Below are 22,103 nucleotides of genomic sequence, written 5' to 3' on the forward strand. Positions count from 1 at the left end.
ATATAAAATTTAATACATCCAATCTAAATATTTTGTTTTAATAACTCCTTTATAAAAATTATAAAGGAGTTATTTTTATTTTAAATAATTAGATAGATGTTATTTAAATTAATTTTATAAAGTAAATTCCTTAGTTTTATAAAGTGAAAATTGTAAAAGAGAGTAAAGAGTATATATTCTTCATTTAATTTATTTAAAAAGTAAATTGACTTTAGTTTTTTAGTTAGTTACAATTTATTTTAATAAGAACTAAGGAGGAAAAGAAAATGAAATTAATAGATAAAACAGCTGTTATTACAGGAGGATCTAGTGGAATTGGATTAGAAACTGCTAGGCTTTTTAATAAAGAAGGAGCAAAAGTAATTATAACTGGAAGAAATGAAGAAAATCTTAAAAAAACTAAAACTCTAATTGGAGAAAATGTTATTACTTTTAAGATGGATGTTTCTAAAGTTGAAGATATATATAAATTAAAAAAATTTTTATTAGAAGAAGATATAAAACTTGATATTTTATTTGGAAATGCAGGTATGTCTGAATGTCCTTCTATTTTTGAAACAGATGAGAAATTTTTTGATGAAATTATAAATACAAATTTAAAAAGTAATTTTTTTATCTTCACAAATTTATTTGAGTTATTAAATGATAACTCATCAGTAATATTCACTTCTTCTGTTTCATATGATATGGGAGTACCAGGAGATCCATTATATTCAGCTTCAAAAGCTGCTTTAAGAAGTTTAGTAAGAACATTTGCTGCTGATGAATCAGTTCTTGAACAAAAAAATTAGAGTTAATGCAATAAGTCCTGGACCTATTAAAACACCACTAACTGAACAAGATAATAAAGAAATGCAAAAATTAATTGATGAATATATAGAAAATACTGTTCCAATGAAAAGATGGGGAGAAGCAGAAGAAGTTGCTAAAGCAGTTTTATTTTTAGCATCAGATGATTCATCATATATGACAGCTAGTGAAATAAGAGTTGATGGAGGACTTAGTGAAATTTAAAATAAAGTAAGTGAATAAATTTAATATAATTTTAGTACAATAAGTATCAGATTTTAATATTACAAATTAAAAATTGATTTTGAAATTACTAAGAAAAATTTATATTGATATATCTAAATTTGATAGTAAAATAGAATAAAAAGGAGATGATATTATGTTTTTTATTGGTATATTTGGAATATCATTTAAAGAGAAAATAATAAAAATTTTAAATTCAATACCTTGTAAAAGTTGCAATTGGAATACAAGTGGAAAACTGATAAAAAAATATAGTTACTTTCATTTCTTTTTTATTCCAATTTTAAAATATGGAATAGAATATTATGTAGTATGTAATAGATGTAATTCAGTTTATAGAATATCTAAGGAAAAAGGTTTGGCTTTAGAAAAAGGAGAGATAACTGAGTTAAAATCTTATGATTTAGAGTATTTAGGAAAAGAAAATAATTATAATAGTAATAATTATGAGAGAAACAATGGATTTAATAGTGAATTCAATTTAAAAAGCAAATGCCCTAAGTGTGGAGCACTTGTAGATGAAAAATTTACTTATTGTCCTGAATGTGGAGAAAAATTGAAATAAAAAAGATTGCTTTTAATATTGCAATCTTTTTTTATTTCAGTTTAAAAATATAATTTTAAAGCAAGCAATATATATAATTGAGGTTTATTATATCATATTCAAAAATAGGTATTCATTGACAAAAAATTCAAGGTGTGATATAAATTAATTATGTGATTAGCACTCAACTGGTGAGAGTGCTAACAAAAGGGTTTATTTTGAAAGGAGATGTTTAAATTGGAAAAGAAACAATTTAAAGCAGAATCAAAAAGATTATTAGATATTGTTATTAACTCTATATATACAAATAGAGAAATATTTTTAAGAGAGTTAATTTCAAATGCTAGTGATGCAATTGATAAAATTTACTACAAAACTTTAAGTGATAGTTCTTTAATATTTAACAAAGGAGACTATTTTATTAAGCTTATACCAAACATGGAAGAAAGAACTCTTACTATAAGAGATACTGGAATAGGTATGACAGAAGCTGAACTTGAAGAAAATCTTGGAGTTATTGCAAAAAGTGGTTCTTTACAATTTAAGAATGAAAATGAATTAAAAGATGGATATGATATTATCGGACAATTCGGAGTTGGATTCTATTCTGCATTTTTAGTTGCAGACCATGTTAAAGTTATTACAAAAGCTTTTGGAGGAGATAAAGCATTTGTTTGGGAATCTGATGGAGTAGATGGGTATACAATTTCAGAAGGTGAAAAAGATTCATTTGGAACAGATATAGTTCTTCATTTAAAAGAAAATACAGAAGATGAAAACTTTGATGAATATCTAAATGAGTATAAATTAAGAAGTTTAATTAAGAAATATTCAGATTTCATAAGATATCCTATTAAGCTTGATGCTAAGAAATCAAGACTTAAAGAAGGTTCAGAAGATGAATATGAAGAGTATATAGAAGAAGAAATAATAAACAGTATGGTACCTCTTTGGAGAAAAAATAAGAAAGAGCTTACTGATGAAGATTATAATAATTTCTATTTTGAAAAAAGATTTGGTTTTGATAAACCATTAAAACATATACACATAAGTGTTGATGGAATGATAAGTTATAATTCAATTATGTTTATTCCTGAAAACACACCTTATGATTATTACACAAAAGAATATAAAAAGGGATTAGAACTATATTCAAATGGTGTATTAATAATGGAAAAATGTGAAGAATTACTTCCTGATTATTTCGGATTTGTAAAAGGAATTGTTGATTCTCAAGACCTTTCATTAAATATATCAAGGGAATTATTACAACATGACAGACAATTAAAGAGAATTGCTAAAAATATAAAAAATAAAATAAAAAATGAGCTTGAATCTATGATTAAAAATGATAGAGAAGCTTATGAAAAATTCTACAAATCATTTGGTAGACAGCTTAAATACGGTGTTTATGATGATTTTGGTGCAAATAAAGATGATTTAAAAGATTTAATAATGTTCTATTCATCTAAAGAAAAGAAAATGGTAACTTTAAATGAATATATTGAAAGAATGCCAGAAGATCAAAAATATATTTACTACGCTTCAGGTGAGTCAAATGATAGAATTGAAAAAATGCCACAAACTGAAATGGTTCTAGATAAAGGATATGAAATTCTTTACTTTACAGAAGATATAGATGAATTTGCTATAAAAATGCTTCAAAGTTATAAAGAAAAAGAATTTAAATCAGTTTCAGCAGGTGATTTAGGAATAGAAAATAAAGAAGAAGAAACTAAAGCAAATGAAGAAAATAAAGATTTATTTACTGGAATTAAAGAAGCTTTAAGTGGAAAAGTTAAAGAAGTTAAAGCATCTTCAAGATTAAAGAAATATCCAGTATGTCTTTCAGCTGAAGGTGAGCTTTCAATAGAAATGGAAAAAATATTAAACTCAATGCCTAATAATGAAGGAGTTAAATCAGAAAAAGTACTAGAAATAAATACAGGTCACGAAGTGTTTAATTCATTAAAGAATGCTTATAGTAGTGATAAAGATAAGTTTAACCTTTATGTTAATTTACTATATAACCAAGCACTTCTTATGGAAGGATTAAGCATAGAAGATCCTACTGAATTTGCAAATGATATTTGTAAATTAATGAAGTAATGTTTAAAAGATTCTCATAATATTTAAATATATTATGAGAATCTATTTTTTTGTGGTAAAAAAGTAAAATTACCTCGTTTATAAGTAAAAAAATTTTTTTTACATAATTTATTATTTTTAGTTAAAAAATAATAAAAACTGTTTTTAAGAAAAGAAAAAGTAAAAGTAAACATATACATATACTTGAAAAGTAAAAAATAGAAAAAGGTAGTAAAAAAGTTTATAAAAATTTATTTTTAATTAACATTATATTCTTTGAGTTAAAAGTTTGTTGAGATATATAATAAGAAGGAATAGATAAAATAATAATGTAAGCTTTAACGAATTAATAATTAAAGACATTTAAAATTTAATCTAAAAAGCTAAAACACAAAAAAATTAACAGATAGGAGGATAAAAATGGACAGTAAGATAGCTAAGATGATAAATGCTTCAAAACTAAGAGTCGTGTTAGAAAGTGTTATCGTAGGAATTGGGGTTGGACTATTAGTTTCACTATATAGACTTGTTTTAAAATACGTATTAAATTACACTTACTTGACATATAAGTTCATTGGAAGACATATTCTTTACATAATTGTAGGTCTAATAGTACTTTCTATAGTTGGTATTATTGTGGGACTGATGGTTAAAGATGAGTCTATGATTAGTGGAAGTGGTATTCCGCAAATCGAAGGTATTTTAACAGGATATTTTAAAGCACCATCACCTGTAAAAGTAGTTTTGTATAAATTTGTAGGTGGAGTTTTAGCAATTGGAAGTGGATTATCATTAGGAATAGAAGGACCATCTATTCAATTAGGGGCAAGTATAGGTCACATATTTGGTAATATAACTAAAAGACTTAAGCTAGAAAAAAGATTTTTGATTTCAAGTGGAGCCGGAGCTGGGCTTGCAGCGGCGTTTAATGCGCCATTTGCGGGAGCTTTATTCGTACTTGAGGAAGTACATAAGAAATTTACTCCAATGCTATTTGTATCTGCAATAGCAGCTGCTGTTTCATCAGATGCCATTACTTGGATTTTCTTTGGTAAAGGGCAAATATTAGAAGCGCATGTATTATCAACAGTACCTTTTAGATATTATGGATACTTAGTAATCTTAGGAATAATTGTAGGATGTGCAGGAGCTTTTTATAATTTTTCATTAGTAAGAACTATGGGACTTTACAAAAAGATAAAATTACCAATTCAATTTAGAATGATTATTCCATTTGTATGTGCAATGTTTTTTGGTATTTTTATACCACAAGTTTTAGGTGGAGGAGAAAACTTAATTGATAGTGTATTAAATGGAAGAGTTGTACTAACATTTGCAATTATATTATTAATAGCTAAATTTATATTTTCAATGATAAGTTTCTGTTCTGGTACTCCAGGTGGAATTCTTTTCCCACTATTGACTTTAGGTTCATTAGTTGGAGTAATTTTTGGTGAGATATCAATACAATTCTTTGGATTAGATAGAATGTATTTAATGAATATTATTCTTTTTGCAATGGCAGGAATGTTCTCTTCTATAGTAAGAGCACCATTAACTGGATTAATGCTTGTTTGTGAAATGAGTGGATCATTTACTCAATTTGGACCAATAATTCTTGTATGTGGAGTATCTTATTTAGTAGCTGAATTATTAAGAAGTGAACCAGTATATGAATCATTATTTAAAATGAGACTTCATTCAATGGAACCGAAAGAAAAGAGCGAAGAATATGCTAAAGAAAATAAAGGTGAAGTTGTTGTTTCTTATATAGTAGGTATGGGTTCAAATATAGCTGGTAAGAAGTTAAGAGAAATTAACTTAGGAAAAAATGTATTAATAATTTCTATTGAAAGAGAAGGAGAAATATTAATACCTAATGGAGAAACTGTAATAATGGCAGGTGACACAATAAGCACCTTAGCTAGTGAAAATAAAGAAATTCAACTAAGAGAAAGACTAGAAGAACTTTGTGAATGTGATTTATAAATTATAAAAGAAGCTATCCAATAAAATTTTGGGTAGCTTTTTTATTTTATCAAATAAAAATTTATTTATATTACTTAAAAAGTTGACTATATCTTTCATGGAAATATAACCTAAAAGAATTTTATTTATCTATGTGACTTAAAAATAGTTTATATAGAAATAATAGATAAATAATGTACAATTTATATATTTAATAAATATTAGATATTATTTTAAGATAAATTATTGAAAAATAAAAATTAAAGGATTATATTCGAATAAATAGATAAAAGTTAGAAAGAGAGGAAACTAAATGAAAGAGTTGGACAAGTTTATAAGTTATTTAACAGGAAAATTTGATAATCATGAACAAATAGAAAAAGAAGAGAAAAACGGAAATATAGTACATCCTAAATCAAAGCATTCAGCTTATGTTTTTAATGATAAAATAGAGAATTTACCTAATGACTTTAAAGACTATTTTATAATAGAAGAAGGCTATTATGAAATGAGAGAGATGAAACAAGATATATATCATATCTTTAAGCTTTCAAAAAATGAAAATGAAAATTTAATATTAGAATCATATGAGATATCTAATTTAGATGATAATGAATTAAAAAATTATAATAATATAAATATTAAATTTGAAGATTTAAAAGAATCTCATAAATTTACTCCAATGGAATATATTTTTAAAGATAATGCGTTTGAGGGAATATCAATTAGTAATCTTCCTGACGAAACAACTTTAGAAATAAAACAAAGAGTTGAAAAAGATGCTTTAATGGTAAGTGAAGTTCTAAGAAAAGATGGGAAAATAACTTTTGGTCTTGAAGAGCCTATAATGTATAAAAGAATAAAATAATAGGAAAATAAAAGAATGGAAAATAAAAAAGGGCGAATATTTATTACAAGTGATGTGCATGGATGTTTAGATGAATTATTAAAAGGATTAAATTTAGTTAATTTTAATTCTAATGATATTTTATATGTATTAGGAGATGCAAATGATAAAGGTCCTAAAAGCTTAGAAACAATTGATTATATAAGAAACAAGAAGAATATAATTCATATTAAAGGAAATCATGAATATGCAATAGAGCGTTCAATAGAAGGAGATATACGAATACCTAATAAAAAGCAAATTTTAAAAGAAGTAGAAGAAAGAAATATAATAGATAATGGATATAAAGAATCACTTTATAGATATATTAAAGGGTTGCCATATTATATTATAGAATGAGATTTTCTTCTTATTCATGGTGGAATAGATATAAATATTGAAGATACTAAAGAAGAAATAATTAAAAAATTAGAAGATAAGACAATAGAAGAACAAGTTTTATTAAATAGAGAATTTTGGATAAATATTTTTGATCCTATTTATAAAACAAAAGAAAATAATTTTGGGTCAAGATATTTAAATATAATAATAGGACATACTCCAATGCAAAATGCATTTGAAAAGAATATAAATATAGGAATAAGAGAAAATAAATATGGTAAAAAAGTTATTTGTTTAGATACTGGAGTTTTTACTTCAGCAAAAGATTATGATGGGAAATTATCTATAATAGAAATAGGAAAATATAATATATTAAATATAGTATATGTAAAGACAAGTATTTGACAAATAAAAAGAAATATTAATTTGAAAATATAAAAGATTTTTATACTGAAAATATAAAATTATATTGAGAAATTTTACAATGATTATTTTTAGATATAATAAATTAATACTCATATAGATAAAATAAAAATATTAAGATTAAGGAGAGATTATAAAATTATGAAAATAAAAAGTAATTCAATAAATGAAAATGGATATTTTTATGATAAGTATGGAAAATACGGAGAAAAATTTTTAAAGGGAATGCCAAGTCATTCAATAGATTTTGAAATTATTGATGCACCAGAAGGAACTAAAAGCTTTGCTTTTATATTAGATGACCATGATGCAATAGCTGTATGTGGGTTTACTTGGGTACATTGGGCAGGAGCAAATTTAAAGAAGACTAAAGTAAATGAAGGTGAATCAGAAAATACTTCAGATTTTATCCAAGGAGTAAATAGTTGGGGAGCACCTATATTAGGAGAGGAAGCTCTTTCAAGAGAAGAAGCATCAAATTATGGAGGAATGGCACCACCTAATTGTGAACATACATACGAATTAAGAGTTTATGCTTTAGATTGTGAAGTAAATTTAGAAAATGGATTTTTAGTAAATGAATTATATAATGAAATGAGAGGTCATATACTAGAAGTCGCTACATTAGAAGGATTATATAGAAGTTAATAAATATAGTATTAAAAATGGTAACTTATTTAGTTACCATTTTTTTATTTAAAAAAATTAAATACTATGATTTTATTTCAAATAAAATTAAAAACATAGTAACAAAATAAATATCTATATAAAAAATTAGGAGTACACTTAATTATAGATATATAACAAAATTTTACTGAGAGATAATTTATTAACAGAGAGGAAGTAATAAATATGAAATCATACAAAGGTATAATATTTATATTTCTGACAGCTTTATGTTTTAGTACACAAGAGATTGTTGGAAAATATTTAGCTACAGATAAGCTAAATTCATTACAAATAAATTTAATATCTTTTTTAGTAGCAGCAATTATATTTTTACCTTTTGCGTTAAATGACATGAGAAAATTAAAATTCAAAGTTACTAAAAGGACAATTGGTCTAATAGCTTTTTTAGGAATTGTACAAGTATCCATTGCTATGACTCTTTTTCAAGAGGCATTAGTATTCACAACTCCTGCTATAGCCGCAGTAATTTTATGTTCAAATGCAATTATAACAATTCCAGTTGCAAGAGTAATATTAAAAGAAAAAATGCCAAAATTCAGTTTTATAGCAATAATACTTGCAGCTATTGGTATTATAGTTATTCTTAATCCATTTGCAGGAAGTGATGGAAGAGGAGCAGAAAGTCACATGATTGGTGTTGGATTATGTGTATTAGGTGCAATAGCAATGGCATTTTATAATGTATTTGCAAGTAAAGCAACAAAGAAAGTTGGACCAAATATAACAAATAGTTTTTCATTTTTCTTTGGAGTTGCAGCACTTTTTCTATTTATGATAATATTCAGAATACCAATTTTGGCCAATTTAGATTTGCATACAATAGGATTACTTGTTTACTTAGGAATTGTAGTAAAAGGAATAGGATATTTTTTCTTCTTAATGGCTATAAAAGAGACATCTGCTATAACAGCAACAAGTGTTTTTTATATAAAGCCTATAATAGTACCAATATTAATGTTTATTATAATGGGAAAAATGATAACAATAAATGTATTAATAGGTACACTTATAATTATAGTTGCATCAATAATACTCTATAAAATAAAGAAAAATTCAGAGTTAAAGAAAATTAATATATAGATTTAATATAATAAAAAGGATACATAACTAGAGTTAAAATATGAGTAGTAGTTGAAAATATTTTACCCGAATTTTTATGTATCCTTTTTATATAATTCTATTATATTACAATAAATCCTTCTTTTACAAAGAATAATTACGAAAGAAAATAAGAACAGTTTTGAAATATTATATTAGAACAGAAAGATTTTCATATAAAAGTTGGCAAAATCTCTAGATGATAAAATCTTTTTTGTTTAGAAAAATTACAGTGTTTAATATAATATGAAAAAAACTCTTAAAATAAGTAAAAAAATGGCTTCGTATTAAGTATAAAGTAGTATGGAGTTTTTATAAAAATAAAAAATAAAATATTATTATGTAATCGTATTAATAAATATAATTAGTTAAAAATTTCTAATTAATAAAAAATATATAAATTAAATATAAAAGCAATTGTAAAGGTTTATTTAATATTTTTTTTACATATGATAGGATGTAAATTACGAGGGGAAAGTAAAATTAAAAAACTACAGATTATTATGAGCTAAAGAGGTGTTAAAATTTGAGTAATTCATTGATTGAATGGGTAGGTTATGGCGCATCAGCAATGGTAGTAGTATCATTATTATGTACATCAATGGTATGGCTTAGGATACTAAATACAATAGGATGTTTATTATTCGTAACATATGGAATAATAATTGGGGCATATCCAGTTGCAATTTCTAATGGTATAATAGTTATAATAAATGCAGTTAACCTTTATAAATTGAAGAAAAGTAACTCTAGTTTAAGTGGAGCTTAATTTAAGCTATCTTAAAGTTATTTAAATAACTTTAAGATAGCTTTTTATAAATTATTGACAAAAAAATATATATATCGTAATATTTGAATATAAAGATTAGGAGACGATAAATATGGAAAATGATTATAAAGCATTGACAAATAGTGCAGAGCTTTTAAAAGTTCTTGCTCATCCAGTAAGACTTTGCATAGTTAGAGGATTATTAGATAATGGTGGTTGTAATGTTACGTTTATGCAAAATTGTCTTGACATGCCTCAATCTACAATATCTCAACATTTACAAAAATTAAGATCAGTTGGAATTATTGAAGGCGAAAGAAATGGATTAGAAATAAATTATAGAGTTGTGAATAATAAAGTAGAAAAAATTATTAAAGCTTTAGAAATCTAATTAGGAAGTGGCTTAAGCTCATAAGAGCTATATAGAAGCTACTTTTAATATATTAATCGTAATATTTGAATATATTAATTAACTGATTTGAATTGTATTTAATTAAGAATATATAAAATATATTTATTTTAAAAATTAGGAGGAGACAAAATGAATAGAAAAAAAGTTTTAATAATAGGAGGTGTTGCAACTGGAGCATCAACGGCTGCGCGTCTTAGAAGATTAAGAGAGGATATTGATATAGTAATATTTGAAAAAAGTGATTATATATCTTTTGCTAACTGCGGATTACCATATCATATTGGAGAAGTTATAAAAGAAAGAGATAAACTTTTATTACAAACACCAGAGAAAATGTATGATAGATTTAGAATTGATGTAAGAGTAAAAAGTGAAGTCTTAAGAATAGATACAGATTCTAAAAATGTAGAAATAAGAAAAGAAGATAATAGCACTTATATAGAAAATTATGATTATTTAGTGATAGCACCAGGGTCAAAACCAGTAATTCCTAATATTAGAGGAATAAATAAAATTTATACTCTAAGAAATATAAAGGATATGGATAAAATAAAAAAAGAAATTGATAGTGGTAATGTAAAAAATGCAGTAGTTGTAGGTGGAGGATATATTGGAGTTGAAGTTTGTGAGAATTTAAAGCATAGAGGAATAAATGTAAATTTAGTAGAAGCTGCACCACATATCTTAGCACCATTTGATTCTGAGATTTCAGAGCTTTTAGAAATGGAAATGAATGACAATGATGTTTCTATAAATTTGAATGATAAGATAATAGAAATTGATGAAAGAAAAGATATTATAAATATAAAATTAGAAAGCGGAAAAGAAATAAAATCAGATATTATTATATCAGCTATTGGTGTTATGCCTGATACTGAATTTTTAAAAGAAACTGGAATTGAATTAGGTGAAAGAGGACATATATTAGTTGATAAATATATGAGAACAAATATAAATGATGTTTATGCAGGGGGAGATGCAGTAGCAGTAAAAGATTTTGTAAATGGAAGTACAACTTATATTCCTCTTGCAGGACCTGCTAATAGACAGGGAAGAATAATAGCTGATAATATATCAGGTCTTGAAAGTGTTTATAATGGAACATTAGGTACTTCAATAATAAAAGTTTTTGATATAACAGCAGCTTCAACAGGAAATAATGAAAGAATTTTAAAAAATAAAGGAATAGAGTATAAAAAGGTTTATTTATATCCTATGAGTCATGCTGGTTATTATCCTGGGGCAACTGGACTTTCAATAAAAGTACTTTATGAAAGAGAAAGCAAAAGAGTATTAGGAGCTCAATGTGTTGGAAATGAAGGTGTAGATAAATTTATTGATGTATTAGCTACAGTTATTAAATTAAAAGGAACTATGAATGATTTGAGAGAATTAGAGTTAGCTTATGCACCTCCATATCTTTCAGCAAAATCCCCAGCAAATATGGCAGGATTTATAGCTGAAAATGAATCTAAAAATTTAAGTAATTTAGTATTTGTTGAAGATTTAAAAAATAGAGATAAAGAAAATACAATATTATTAGATTTAAGAGAAGATATAGAAGTTGAAAATGGAATGATAGAAGGTGCAATTCATATTCCATTAAATAGCTTAAGAGATAGATTAAATGAGTTAGATAAAGGAAAAGAGATATGGGTTTATTGCGCAGTTGGAGTTAGAGGATGGATTGGAGAAAGAATTCTTAAAAATTCAGGATTTAATGTAAAGAATTTATCTGGAGGATATAAAGCTTTTAAAACATTTGGATATAAAGCAAAAAGCTTTGATTTTAAAGAGATAGATTCAGTTAATAGTGAGGAAATAGTAGATATGAATTTAAATAACAATAGTGGAAAAACAAAAGAAGTTAATTTACAAGGTTTATGTTGTCCTGGGCCTCTAATGCAAATTAAAATGTATATGGATGAACTAAATGAAGGAGATAAATTAATAGCAACTGCAACAGATTCAGGATTCTTTAAAGATGTTGAAGCTTGGGCAAAAAGAACAGGAAATACATTAGTTGATATAAGCAAGGATAAAGGAATAATAAAAGCTCAATTAATAAAAGGAAATATAAATAATTTAAAAAATTTAGAAAATATAAAGATTTATAATAATGATAAAAGAGAAGTAGCTGCAACAGAAATTAAAGCAGAGAAAAACGGTCAGACAATGGTAGTATTTAGTGGAGACTTAGATAAAGCCATAGCAGCATTTATTATTGCAAATGGAGCAGCAGCTATGGGAAAAAATGTTACAATGTTCTTTACTTTTTGGGGATTAAATATTTTAAGAAAAAATGAGAAAGTAAAAGTAAATAAAAATTTTATTGAAAAAATGTTTGGAAAAATGATGCCTAGAGGAAGTAAAAAATTAAGTCTTTCAAAAATGAATATGGGTGGAATTGGTGCTAAAATGATTAGAGATATAATGAATAAGAAAAATGTTCAATCATTAGAAGAATTAATCAAAAATGCAATTGATAATGGTGTTAAAATAGTAGCTTGTACTATGTCTATGGATGTTATGGGAATAAAAGAACAAGAGCTTATAGATGGTATTGAATATGGAGGAGTTGGATATTATTTAGGAGAAGCTGAGGACTCAAATTCAAACTTATTTATTTAAATTTAAAATATTTGTTAAGTAACTAATAGAAAAGAGTTTTAATTATTGATATAAGAGCTTTCACGAATTTAAAAAAGTGAAAGTTCTATTTATTTTTATTGAAATATTTTAAAAAATTTTATTTTAAAATAAGTTTTTTATGAGAATAATTGAGCAATAAAAAATTTTGATTATAAATATGAATTCTTAATTAATAATAAGAATATATAAATATGATAATATATAAATGCTATAAAAGACATATAGTATTAAATTAAACAAATAAGAAGGTAGAACAAATGAAAAAAATATTATCATCAATACAGTGGATGGCGTTTATTGTATTAGCTAATGTTGTCTATGCACTTGTTATTGGGCCTATGTTCCATTTAAGTGAAGTTCAAACAATGATGTTTTTACAAAGAACTATATTTATGTTAGGAGTAGGAGCATTAATTCAATTATTTATAGGGCATAGATTATACATAAGTGAAGTTCCATCAGGGCTTTGGGTAGGTGTATTTATAATTTATTCAGGTATAGGTCAAACTTTATTTGGAGGAGATATTCAAACTTTAAGAGTAATGTCTTTCTCTATAATAGTAACAGGAATAATTATTGTATTATTAAGTGCTTTTGGACTTTTAGATAAATTATTAGTTTTATTTAGTCCAAGAGTATTAGCGACATTTATGTTTTTACTTGTAGCTGAATTATCAAAAGATTTCATAATGGGGATGTTAGGAATAGGTTATGGAAGTAATAAAGTTTCAATTCCAATAATGCTTATTTCAATAGGAATGGTTATATTATCTCTTATCATAAGAAGATTTAGAAAACTTGCATCAGTTTCATTTATTATAGTAATTGCTGCAGGATGGTTAGCTTTTTATGTTTTTGGATTATTAAAAGATAATAATATGACGCATATTAAAGGTTTTATAAGTTTTCCAAAGGCATTTCCTTTTGGATTACCAATAGTAAATTTAAGCATGATACCATCTATAATAATAGCAGTGCTTATATTAATAAGTACAATGTTAGGAGCAATGAGTGTTATAAAAAGTGTAATGGAAAAAGCTAATAATAGAAGATATGAAACATCTGCTAAAAGAGGTGGAATAGCATTAGGAATAAACCAAATTCTTTCAGGTATATTTTTATCAGTTGCAGCAGTTCCAGGAATATCTATATCAGGATTTATGGAACAAACTGAATCAACTCATAAACAACCATTTTTAATAGGAAACATATTAGTTATTATAGTTAGTTGTATTACTCCAATAATGGCTTTCTTTACAACTTTACCAACTCCAGTTGCATATGCTGCAATATTTACTGTATTTAGTAATATGTTTGGAGTTGCAATAAAAGAGTTAGAAAAATTAGAAGATAGAAGTAAAATGTACTTTAGTATTGGTATCCCAATATTTACTGGAGTTGGAATAATGTTTGTTCCAAATACTGCTTTTTCGGCTCTTCCATCATCATTAACTTCTTTCCTAAGTAATGGTCTTGTTGTAGGAATAGCACTAGCAATAATAATTGAAATATATAATATAATTGTAGAAAAAAAGACTAAGAAAAATGCTTAGAATGTAAAAATTAAATTTTATATGGTTAAATTTTATATTTAAAATGAAAAAATAAATATTGATTTAAAAATATTTAAAAGGAAAATGATATAATTTATAAAGAATAATATTTAGGAGGAATAAAAATGAGCGAAAATAAAAATGAATTAAAGAAAATAAATATAAACGAAATAGATAAATTAATAGGAAATATAGATATTATAGATATAAGAGATGAAGATGAAATTGCTCTATTTGGAACTATAGATACAGCAAAACATATCCCAATGAATAAAATATTAGAATGTCCTGAAATATTTATTTCAAAGGATAAAACATATTATATACTTTGTCACTCAGGAAATAGAAGTGGAAGGGTTTGTGCAGAATTAAATCCTTTAGGATACGATTTAATAAATATTGAAGGTGGATTTGCTAGATATAGAGGAGAAAATAGAATAGATATGTATTAAAAGAAAGCTTTTAGCTTTCTTTTTTTGTTATAAAATACGGATTTATTTTGTTTAATAAATAGAAATATAAGAATAATTATATAAATTTGGGAAATAAAATAATATAGTTGAATATTTCTAAAAATCAACAGATATTGTACGATAATTACAATACATGACATAAAAATCCAGATAAAATATAGCAATATATTAGAGAGTTTGATTTTTGAGGAGGAAAAGATATGTGTGGCTTTATAGGGGTATTAAAAAATGATATTAATGAGGAGGATATTAATCAAATAACAAAAGGATCTGAAGTAATAATTCATAGAGGTCCAGATGATTCAAAAAGTTTTATAGATGAAAATATTATTTTAACATTTAGAAGACTTAGTATAATTGATTTAGAAAATGGGGCTCAACCATTTAATTTTTATAATAAATACATAGTTGTTTTTAATGGAGAAATATATAATTTTTCTGAATTGAGGGAAGAACTTATTGAAAAAGGATATGAGTTTAAGACTAATTCAGAAATAGAAGTTATAGCAACTTTATATGATGAATATAAAAAGGATTTTATATCATATTTAAGAGGAATGTTTGCAATTGTTATATATGATAAAGAAGAAAGAAAAGTAATAATTACTAGAGACCATTTTGGAATAAAACCTTTATACTATTTTGAAAATGAAAAAGGATTATACTTCTCTTCTGAACTAAAATCTTTATGGGCAATAAATGAAAATCTTACTTATAACAAGGATGAGATAAATAATTATTTAACTGTTCAATATATACCAGGAGAGAAAACTTTATTCAATGAGATAAAAACATTAAGACCAGGATATTTTATAGAAAAAAGTATTGATTCAGATTTAGAAATAAATAAATATTTTGAATTAGAACTTAACCCAATGGAGGAATCAGATAAAGAAAAATTAAAAAAAGAAATTTATAATTCGCTAGAAGATTCTGTTAAGAAGCATATGGTTTCAGATGTTCCAGTAGCAACATTTCTTTCAAGTGGAATAGATTCTTCAATTACAACTTATTTAGCATGGAAACTTAATCCTGATATAACTGCTTATAGCATAGGATTTAATATTGAGGGATATGATGAAACTCCATATGCTAAAAAATTTGCAGATGAGTTTGGAATAAAATTTAAGTGCTTAAAGTTAGATTATAAAGATTATGTAAGAAATTTACCTAAAATAATATATCATATGGATACTCCTATTGCAGATCCATCAATAATACCACTTTATTATATATGTAAAGAAGTAAGTAATAAGTTTAAAGTTGTATTATCTGGAGAAGGTTCAGATGAATTTTTTGGTGGTTATAATATATATACGGAAGATAATTCATTAAAAGTATTTGAAAAAATGCCTAAGGGATTTAAAAAATTAATGCTTGCATCTTCAAAACTAATACCAAATCATGTGAAAGGAAAAAGTTTTATAGAAAGAGGATGTACAGATTTAGAGGATAGATATGTTGGAAACGCTAGAATATTTAAAGAGGAAGAGAAGCACAAAATAATAAATAACTATAAAGAGAATATGAAATCAACAGATATAACAAAAGAATTTTTTAGAAAAGTAGAAAACTTAGATAATGTTTGCAAAAGGCAATATGTAGATATTAATACATGGTTAGTTGGGGATATACTTTCAAAAGCTGATAGAATGTCTATGGCAAACTCTTTAGAACTTAGAGTTCCTTTTCTTGATAAAGAAGTATTTAGAGTTGCATCTAAGCTTAAATTAGAAGATAAAATAAATGGATTTACTACTAAGCATATGTTAAGAGAAGCATTTAGAGGGATACTTCCTGATTATGTATATGAAAAGAAGAAGTTAGGATATCCAGTTCCAATTAGAGTTTGGTTAAAAGATGAACTTTATGATTGGGCAAAAGAAATTATACTTAGTAATCCAGTTAAAGAAATAAATACAGAAGTAGCAATAAAAATGTTAGAAAAACATAGAAGTACAAAAGTAGATTATAGTAGAAAGATATGGTCTATTATAGTTTATATAATATGGTATAGATTATATATAGATAAATCAATGTTACCAGAAGAAGAATTTATTGTATAAAATAAATAGTTATTAAATTAAAAATATCATTAAATAAAAAAACAACAGAATTAAAATTCTGTTGTTTTTATTTAATCAATTAATCCTTTATTAAGTTTGACTTTATATCTTCTATATAAAATATATGCAACTAGTCCAAATAATACAGGACCTCCAGCTACCCAAAGTGAGTTAGAAACATTACCAGCTAATGCAGGTTCTATCATTGAATAGATATTTGTAAATGTAACAACTACAAAACATATAGCAGCATAAATTACACCAGATTTTTTACCAAAGAAAACATATTCTTTTGGTATATTATCATTAAGTTTAAATTTAATATATGCAAAAACTATAAATGATATTGGAACTGAACTAGCAACAAATGTCATAAGAGTCATTTTGTTAAATAGAGCAGATACGTTTCCACCACCAAATCCAAGTAATAATACAAAGAATACTATTATTATAGTTTGTAGTAATATTGCATAAATAGGCATACCATGTTTATTTATTTTTTGTAGCTTTTCAGGGAACATTCCTTTTGGAAGACCTTCAAACATGTGCTTAATTGGTGTATATAATCTTAATGGAATTGAAGTTAAACCAATTAAACCAATTATAGTTATAACTCTATTTATCCATTCTCCAACAAGTAAAGAATTATGAGCTGATAATCCCATAAGAGTACCAAGTCTAAAGAATTCTTCTTGAACAATATATATAGAGAAGTTTGCTAAGTTAACATCTGGAGTACCAAATGTTTTTTTCCAATTACATACAAAACCAAGTATTAAAACTGTGAATATATAAAGGAAAGTTATCATTATAGTAGCAACAAATATTGCTCTAGGAACATTTTTCTTTCCGTTTTTAACTTTATCTACTAATCCACTACTATTTTCCATACCAGCAAATATAGAAACTGCGAATACTAAGAATCCTAATGCAGGTAGAAATGAAGCATAAGAAGGGTTTGGACCATAAAAATATGAATGTATATTTGAAAAGTCAAAACCTTGAGCTGGTTTAAATCCAGATAATGCGAAAATTACTAATCCTCCACCTAAAATCAAAATATGAGTAAGTATTACTGTTACAATTGATATATTAGAAAGGAATGATAATCTTTTTAGTCCTCTAGTTGTTATAAGAGCAGCTACTATCATATAAATTGCTCCACAGATAGCTAATGTTTCTGGAGCATTAAACATTAAGAAGTGCCATGTTGAAGTTGTATCTACACCAAATAATGCAACTGAAATTGCAATACAAATTGAAGATGCAGAAAACCACATAACAACAAAAGATCCGTACCAGATGAAAGTTCCTACAAGTCCAAAACCTTCATTAACTGATTCGGACATCCAAGAGAAAATACCGCCTTTTTTATCCTTGAAAGCAGAACTCATTTCTGCGACTATAAATGAATAAGGAACAAAGAAAATAATTACGGCTATTATTAAATATGTTATAGCAGCATATCCCATTTGGTAGTAAACTTGTTCACCATTTGGTAAACCGTAAACAGTTAAGAAAATCATAACTAAAAAACCAAAAAAAGATATACTATACTTGTTATCTTTTACTTTTGACATAAATCTACCTCCTAAAATATATCAATTGTATCTATAAAAATTCTAAATCATGCTAAATTTGTAAAAATAATGTCTTTCTATTAAATACATTTGTCTTTATAAATATAATACTTTATTAATATGAATAAAAATAAAACGAATAATGCATAATTTGTAAAAATGAATTAAATTAATAAAAATATGTATAAATGATAATTATTTAATATCTAAAGGGAGGTTTATTAATTAAATTGAGAAAATAATACTTTATTTTGATGAATTAAAAAAATGGAATATAAAAAATATTAAATTTAAGAGTATTTAAAAATTAAATTATAATTGCTAAATGATTTTTAATTCGCATAAAAATTCATTTAATAAAATTAATTTTTTTACAATATTAAAAATAAGTAATTTTTTATTTTAACTAAAAAATTTCGTTAAATATATTTTGTAATAATTAATAGGTTTTAATAGTATAAATAATATATAATTTAAATTATAATTACAGTAGTAATGTTATTAAATTAAATAAAAAAAGAAAAAAATTGTATTATAAATATGTTAAAAGTTTTTAAGGAGCTAATATGATAAAATAAGTTATTATAATTATAAAAATAAAAGTACGATAATATAAATTATATATTTTTAAGGAGTGGTAGAAATTGTTCGAATTATATAATGACATTATAGAAAGTTGTAGAGAAGCTGGATTAATAAAAAATTATAAGTTTAATAAAGTTCTTCAAATGGTTAATAATAAAGGTGCACTTTTAGCAGTAAAAGAAATAATAAGACTTGAAGAAGATGTTGAAGCTTTACAAGAGTTAATAGAAAGTGGAAGAGAAGATTTATCAGTAGAAGCTTTAGTATTAAATGAAAAATACAAAGATCAATTTACTGATGAAGATAGAATGTTAGCTAAAGAAAAATTAGCTATATATAAACGTAAAAAAGAAATTGTAGAAGAAGTTCAAGAGTAGTTTATATATATCTTTAATTTTTATAATGTTAAATTATAGAAATTAAAGATATTGTTTTATGGTTATATAAAGAATAACATTAAAATAAGATTATTAAAAATAGACAAATAAAAAGCTATTCAAAATATTAGATAATGTTATTTAATATTTTGAATAGCTTTATTTTATAATATTTTATCAATCTCTAATAAAAAAATATTATTTCCTATAAAATATACTGTAACTGTTTGATTTATATATTTTTTTAGCTCTATTGAGTCTAAAGCTTTTATAGAATATAATTTTTTTTCACCAATAAAAAATTCTAGCTTTTTTCCTTTTTCATTTAAATTAGGACAAGTTAAAATTCCTGTATTTTGCTTAAAGGCGAAGTTCCTTTTAAAGCATTAGACATATTTAATATTTCTTTAAATGAATCATATAAAAGCATAAGGCTTACAAAAGCAATAATCATAAATATAACATTAACTGTAGTATTAGGAATTACATTTAATAAAAGTAAAGCCGAGCTAATGACTATTATAATTAAGTATAAAATTGTATGTATTCTAGCTTTGGACATTTGGTCATTTATGTTCTGGTAAACTATTTCATCAAAGCTCTTATTTTTAAGACTATCTTTAACTAAAATTTTCATAAATTAAGTTGCGAAGAAATAAAGCAACAGTACACCTCCGTATTTAAAATTATGGCTACATTATAACATAAGTTTTATGTAATGGTTATATCTGATATACTAATTATTAGATATAAAAATGGATATAATTATAATATAAAATCCTTAAAATAAATTTAAAGGGGGGAAAGTACATATATGGCAAAAATAGCAGTTATAGAAGATGATTTAATAATAAGAGATGAAATAATAAAAGCAATAGGACGTTATGGATATGAAGGCGTGGTGTTAAATGATTTTGAAAATATAATAGAAGAAATAAAATCAGTAGAAAAAGATTTAATTTTATTAGATATTAACCTTCCATATTTTGATGGATACACTATATGTCGAGAAATAAGAAAGTTTAGTAATGTTCCTATAATAATAGTAACTAGTAGGAATAGTGATATGGATGAACTTATGAGTATTAATATAGGAGCAGATGATTTTGTTACTAAACCATATAATCTTCAAGTTCTTTTAGCAAGAATAGAGAGATTACTTATAAGAAGTGGGCTTAGAAATAATGAGCAAAATGAAAAAATAGAGCATAAAGGTATGGAACTTAATCTTTCAAAAGGTGTAATAACATATAATGGAAGCGAAATGGATTTAACAAAAAATGAAATAAAAATAATAACTTATCTAATGAAGAATAAAGGAACTATAGTTTCAAGGGAAGATTTAATGAAGTATTTATGGGATTCTGATTATTTTGTTGATGATAATACTCTTTCAGTTAACATTACAAGAATAAGAAAGAAGCTTTTAGATTTTGGGTTAGAAAATGTAATTGAAACTAAAAGAGGAATGGGGTATATAATGCCATGAGTTTCTTAGAATATTTGAAAGATAAAGGATTATACATAATTTTTAATATAATGATTTTTGTAGTTTTTATATTTGCTTCACAGCTTATAAATTTAGATGGAGATATTATATTTGTAATTTTTATGATTTGGTTTTTACCATTAATTTTCTATATATTATTAGAATATATAAAAATAAATAAATTTTATAAAGAGATTGAATCTTTAACTAGTGAACTAGAAGAAAAATATTTAATTACTGAAGTGATGAAGAGACCTAACTTTATGGAAGGTAAAATTACATATGATATTCTTAAAGAATGTAATAGAGACATGCATGAAAAAGTTAAGTTTTATAGAGAAAAAAGAAATGAATATAAAGATTATATAGATATGTGGGTTCATGAAATAAAGACGCCTATAGCAGCTTCGAGATTGATTATAGAAAATGATAAGAACATAGTAACAAGACAAATAGATAGAGAAGTTGAAAAGATAGATAAAATGGTAGAGCAAGTATTATATTATTCTAAAATAGATGAGGCAAATGAAGATTATAGAATAAGAGAATTAATAATACATGATATAGTCCAAAACGTAGTAAAAAATAATGCAATGGACTTTATATTAAAAAGGATAAAAGTAGATATAGAAAATGTAGATTTTAAAATATTTTCAGATAAGAAGTGGTTAGAATTTATATTAAATCAGATTATTTCAAATTCTTTAAAATATACAAGTGAAAATGGAACTATAAAACTTAAAGGTATACAAAAGGAAAATAGTGTATTATTAAAAGTGATAGATAGTGGAGTTGGTATTCCAAATGAAGATTTAGATAAGATTTTTCTTAAAGGATATACAGGAGAAAATGGAAGAAAATTTGGGAAATCAACTGGAATGGGATTATATATCTGTAAAAAGCTTTGTGATAAATTAAATATAGGGTTAGAAATAGATTCAGAGGATATAGGAACAGAGGTTACTTTAATATTTTCAAGAGGAAAAAATACTGATTTATTCAAGTAAAATCATAAATTTAGTTAAAATGTAATAAATAAGTTGGATAAAAGTAGTATTATCAATTAGAATATAAAT

21 protein-coding genes are annotated in these 22,103 nt (G+C 24.7%); 19 read left to right on the forward strand and 2 right to left on the reverse strand.

Annotation, left to right across the window (positions count from 1 at the left end):
* Positions 1 to 266 precede the first annotated feature (266 nt).
* From HMPREF1092_RS01235 to asnB, 16 genes are all read left to right on the forward strand, one after another.
* Positions 267 to 791, forward strand: a complete 525-nt coding sequence (locus HMPREF1092_RS01235) for an SDR family NAD(P)-dependent oxidoreductase (RefSeq protein WP_002596762.1) — start codon at positions 267 to 269, stop codon at positions 789 to 791.
* Entirely contained in the window at positions 775 to 1,014 is a 240-nt protein-coding gene (locus tag HMPREF1092_RS17625; protein ID WP_207637617.1) for an SDR family oxidoreductase, read from the forward strand. The genes HMPREF1092_RS01235 and HMPREF1092_RS17625 overlap by 17 nt, the downstream gene beginning before the upstream one ends.
* Before the next feature lie 154 nt (positions 1,015 to 1,168).
* Positions 1,169 to 1,597: a zinc ribbon domain-containing protein gene (locus HMPREF1092_RS01240; protein WP_002596764.1), complete on the forward strand. Its 429-nt coding sequence runs from the start codon at positions 1,169 to 1,171 to the stop codon at positions 1,595 to 1,597.
* Between the two features lie 216 nt (positions 1,598 to 1,813).
* Positions 1,814 to 3,685 carry a molecular chaperone HtpG gene (gene htpG, locus HMPREF1092_RS01245; RefSeq protein WP_002596765.1) on the forward strand — a complete coding sequence of 624 codons (1,872 nt, stop codon included), beginning with the start codon at positions 1,814 to 1,816 and terminating at the stop codon, positions 3,683 to 3,685.
* Positions 3,686 to 4,084: 399 nt separating this feature from the next.
* Positions 4,085 to 5,653: a ClC family H(+)/Cl(-) exchange transporter gene (locus HMPREF1092_RS01250; RefSeq protein WP_002596766.1), complete on the forward strand. Its 1,569-nt coding sequence runs from the start codon at positions 4,085 to 4,087 to the stop codon at positions 5,651 to 5,653.
* 292 nt (positions 5,654 to 5,945) lie between these two features.
* A complete protein-coding gene (locus HMPREF1092_RS01255) occupies positions 5,946 to 6,500 on the forward strand; it encodes a hypothetical protein (RefSeq protein ID WP_002596767.1) in 555 nt (184 codons plus the stop codon).
* Between the two features lie 15 nt (positions 6,501 to 6,515).
* Positions 6,516 to 6,878, forward strand: coding sequence for a metallophosphoesterase (locus HMPREF1092_RS01260; RefSeq protein ID WP_002596768.1), 363 nt, complete (start codon positions 6,516 to 6,518; stop codon positions 6,876 to 6,878).
* Between the two features lie 204 nt (positions 6,879 to 7,082).
* On the forward strand, positions 7,083 to 7,265 hold the full coding sequence (locus HMPREF1092_RS01265) for a hypothetical protein (RefSeq protein WP_002596769.1): 183 nt from the start codon (positions 7,083 to 7,085) through the stop codon (positions 7,263 to 7,265).
* A gap of 159 nt (positions 7,266 to 7,424) precedes the next feature.
* Entirely contained in the window at positions 7,425 to 7,931 is a 507-nt protein-coding gene (locus tag HMPREF1092_RS01270; protein WP_002596770.1) for a YbhB/YbcL family Raf kinase inhibitor-like protein, read from the forward strand.
* 204 nt (positions 7,932 to 8,135) lie between these two features.
* Positions 8,136 to 9,053, forward strand: a complete 918-nt coding sequence (locus tag HMPREF1092_RS01275; RefSeq protein WP_002596771.1) for a DMT family transporter — start codon at positions 8,136 to 8,138, stop codon at positions 9,051 to 9,053.
* Positions 9,054 to 9,597: 544 nt separating this feature from the next.
* Positions 9,598 to 9,840: a YgjV family protein gene (locus HMPREF1092_RS01280; RefSeq protein WP_002596772.1), complete on the forward strand. Its 243-nt coding sequence runs from the start codon at positions 9,598 to 9,600 to the stop codon at positions 9,838 to 9,840.
* Between the two features lie 112 nt (positions 9,841 to 9,952).
* Positions 9,953 to 10,231 carry an ArsR/SmtB family transcription factor gene (locus HMPREF1092_RS01285; protein WP_002596773.1) on the forward strand — a complete coding sequence of 93 codons (279 nt, stop codon included), beginning with the start codon at positions 9,953 to 9,955 and terminating at the stop codon, positions 10,229 to 10,231.
* A gap of 150 nt (positions 10,232 to 10,381) precedes the next feature.
* The gene (locus tag HMPREF1092_RS01290) at positions 10,382 to 12,883 is read left to right on the forward strand and encodes a DsrE/DsrF/DrsH-like family protein (RefSeq protein WP_002596774.1); all 2,502 of its coding nucleotides are present in this window, start codon (positions 10,382 to 10,384) and stop codon (positions 12,881 to 12,883) included.
* A gap of 278 nt (positions 12,884 to 13,161) precedes the next feature.
* Entirely contained in the window at positions 13,162 to 14,457 is a 1,296-nt protein-coding gene (locus tag HMPREF1092_RS01295) for a purine/pyrimidine permease (protein ID WP_002596775.1), read from the forward strand.
* A 125-nt stretch (positions 14,458 to 14,582) separates the two neighbouring features.
* On the forward strand, positions 14,583 to 14,909 hold the full coding sequence (locus HMPREF1092_RS01300) for a rhodanese-like domain-containing protein (RefSeq protein WP_002596776.1): 327 nt from the start codon (positions 14,583 to 14,585) through the stop codon (positions 14,907 to 14,909).
* 221 nt (positions 14,910 to 15,130) lie between these two features.
* Positions 15,131 to 16,996 carry an asparagine synthase (glutamine-hydrolyzing) gene (gene asnB / locus HMPREF1092_RS01305; RefSeq protein WP_002596777.1) on the forward strand — a complete coding sequence of 622 codons (1,866 nt, stop codon included), beginning with the start codon at positions 15,131 to 15,133 and terminating at the stop codon, positions 16,994 to 16,996.
* A 71-nt stretch (positions 16,997 to 17,067) separates the two neighbouring features.
* On the opposite strand, the gene yjeM is transcribed toward asnB, so the two are convergent.
* Positions 17,068 to 18,576, reverse strand: a complete 1,509-nt coding sequence (yjeM, locus tag HMPREF1092_RS01310) for a glutamate/gamma-aminobutyrate family transporter YjeM (RefSeq protein WP_002596778.1) — start codon at positions 18,574 to 18,576, stop codon at positions 17,068 to 17,070.
* Positions 18,577 to 19,220: 644 nt separating this feature from the next.
* Here yjeM and HMPREF1092_RS01315 point away from each other — a divergent pair.
* The gene (locus HMPREF1092_RS01315) at positions 19,221 to 19,538 is read left to right on the forward strand and encodes a hypothetical protein (protein WP_002596779.1); all 318 of its coding nucleotides are present in this window, start codon (positions 19,221 to 19,223) and stop codon (positions 19,536 to 19,538) included.
* Positions 19,539 to 19,878: 340 nt separating this feature from the next.
* Here HMPREF1092_RS01315 and HMPREF1092_RS01320 read toward each other — a convergent pair whose 3' ends face one another.
* Positions 19,879 to 20,175 carry a hypothetical protein gene (locus tag HMPREF1092_RS01320; RefSeq protein ID WP_002596780.1) on the reverse strand — a complete coding sequence of 99 codons (297 nt, stop codon included), beginning with the start codon at positions 20,173 to 20,175 and terminating at the stop codon, positions 19,879 to 19,881.
* A 177-nt stretch (positions 20,176 to 20,352) separates the two neighbouring features.
* Here HMPREF1092_RS01320 and HMPREF1092_RS01325 point away from each other — a divergent pair, with 177 nt between their 5' ends.
* Together HMPREF1092_RS01325 and HMPREF1092_RS01330 are read left to right on the forward strand one after the other, a co-directional pair.
* Positions 20,353 to 21,027 carry a response regulator transcription factor gene (locus HMPREF1092_RS01325; RefSeq protein WP_002596781.1) on the forward strand — a complete coding sequence of 225 codons (675 nt, stop codon included), beginning with the start codon at positions 20,353 to 20,355 and terminating at the stop codon, positions 21,025 to 21,027.
* Positions 21,024 to 22,034 carry a sensor histidine kinase gene (locus tag HMPREF1092_RS01330; RefSeq protein ID WP_002596782.1) on the forward strand — a complete coding sequence of 337 codons (1,011 nt, stop codon included), beginning with the start codon at positions 21,024 to 21,026 and terminating at the stop codon, positions 22,032 to 22,034. Before HMPREF1092_RS01325 ends, HMPREF1092_RS01330 begins: the two co-directional genes overlap by 4 nt.
* The last annotated feature ends 69 nt before the right edge of the window (positions 22,035 to 22,103 follow it).

Source organism: Clostridium thermobutyricum, assembly GCF_000371465.1.
GTDB lineage: Bacteria > Bacillota > Clostridia > Clostridiales > Clostridiaceae > Clostridium > Clostridium thermobutyricum.

Excerpts from the sequence above, each read along its gene's own strand:
- HMPREF1092_RS01255 (WP_002596767.1), top strand. The coding sequence starts at position 5,946 with ATGAAAGAGTTGGACAAGTTTATAAGTTATTTAACAGGAAAATTTGAT.
- HMPREF1092_RS01325 (WP_002596781.1), top strand. The coding sequence starts at position 20,353 with ATGGCAAAAATAGCAGTTATAGAAGATGATTTAATAATAAGAGATGAA.
- asnB (WP_002596777.1), top strand. The coding sequence starts at position 15,131 with ATGTGTGGCTTTATAGGGGTATTAAAAAATGATATTAATGAGGAGGAT.
- HMPREF1092_RS01320 (WP_002596780.1), bottom strand. The coding sequence starts at position 20,175 with ATGAAAATTTTAGTTAAAGATAGTCTTAAAAATAAGAGCTTTGATGAA.
- yjeM (WP_002596778.1), bottom strand. The coding sequence starts at position 18,576 with ATGTCAAAAGTAAAAGATAACAAGTATAGTATATCTTTTTTTGGTTTT.
- HMPREF1092_RS01240 (WP_002596764.1), top strand. The coding sequence starts at position 1,169 with ATGTTTTTTATTGGTATATTTGGAATATCATTTAAAGAGAAAATAATA.
- HMPREF1092_RS01290 (WP_002596774.1), top strand. The coding sequence starts at position 10,382 with ATGAATAGAAAAAAAGTTTTAATAATAGGAGGTGTTGCAACTGGAGCA.
- HMPREF1092_RS01265 (WP_002596769.1), top strand. The coding sequence starts at position 7,083 with ATGCAAAATGCATTTGAAAAGAATATAAATATAGGAATAAGAGAAAAT.
- HMPREF1092_RS01300 (WP_002596776.1), top strand. The coding sequence starts at position 14,583 with ATGAGCGAAAATAAAAATGAATTAAAGAAAATAAATATAAACGAAATA.
- HMPREF1092_RS01270 (WP_002596770.1), top strand. The coding sequence starts at position 7,425 with ATGAAAATAAAAAGTAATTCAATAAATGAAAATGGATATTTTTATGAT.
- HMPREF1092_RS01275 (WP_002596771.1), top strand. The coding sequence starts at position 8,136 with ATGAAATCATACAAAGGTATAATATTTATATTTCTGACAGCTTTATGT.
- HMPREF1092_RS01260 (WP_002596768.1), top strand. The coding sequence starts at position 6,516 with ATGGAAAATAAAAAAGGGCGAATATTTATTACAAGTGATGTGCATGGA.
- HMPREF1092_RS01295 (WP_002596775.1), top strand. The coding sequence starts at position 13,162 with ATGAAAAAAATATTATCATCAATACAGTGGATGGCGTTTATTGTATTA.
- HMPREF1092_RS01285 (WP_002596773.1), top strand. The coding sequence starts at position 9,953 with ATGGAAAATGATTATAAAGCATTGACAAATAGTGCAGAGCTTTTAAAA.
- HMPREF1092_RS01330 (WP_002596782.1), top strand. The coding sequence starts at position 21,024 with ATGAGTTTCTTAGAATATTTGAAAGATAAAGGATTATACATAATTTTT.
- HMPREF1092_RS01235 (WP_002596762.1), top strand. The coding sequence starts at position 267 with ATGAAATTAATAGATAAAACAGCTGTTATTACAGGAGGATCTAGTGGA.
- HMPREF1092_RS01250 (WP_002596766.1), top strand. The coding sequence starts at position 4,085 with ATGGACAGTAAGATAGCTAAGATGATAAATGCTTCAAAACTAAGAGTC.